The following is a 547-nucleotide window of genomic DNA, read 5'->3' on the forward strand; positions in this document are numbered from 1 at the left end:
CGCCCTGCTGCTGCAGGATCATGTCCAGCCGGCCGGAATCATCCAGTGCTTCGGCGATATGCGACAGAGAGGCCAGCAGCTTGTCCTCCTGCTGTGTCATATCGTCGGGGAACAAGGCGCGGATATCCGGGCAGGCGTCGAAGAACTTGCTGTAAAAAACCGGGACCAGGGCTTCGACATCCATCCGCTCGCTTTCAAAGCTCTTCCGGATCAGGTTTTTGTCCTGTTCGCTTACCATTCAAATGACCTCCTGCGCAAAACTGGAAACAGGTGTTTTCGCTGCATCATTTTGACTTAGCGCGGCAGCGCTGAACGCTGGGTTAACCAAAGCGGCGCTTTCGCCGGAGGCTGTTAACGGCCGCTGCAGATTCTGCGGTCATTGTGACCGCAAGCACACGTTTTGCGCCTTGTTTGACGCCCCTTGCGGCGCTAGAGCATAGAGGCAGCTAAGTTCAGGAGCCAAAAGATGTCCAAACTGGTCACGATCTATGGCGGATCCGGTTTTGTAGGCCGTTACATCGCACGGCGCATGGCCAAGGAAGGCTGG

1 pseudogene is annotated in these 547 nt (G+C 56.3%); it reads right to left on the reverse strand.

Annotated features, from left to right (window positions below):
- Positions 1–238 (reverse strand): annotated as a pseudogene (locus tag RA19_RS27100) (globin domain-containing protein); the annotation flags it as partial.
- Positions 239–547: the final 309 nt, after the last annotated feature.

Source organism: Leisingera sp. ANG-M1, from assembly GCF_000813745.1.
GTDB lineage: Bacteria > Pseudomonadota > Alphaproteobacteria > Rhodobacterales > Rhodobacteraceae > Leisingera.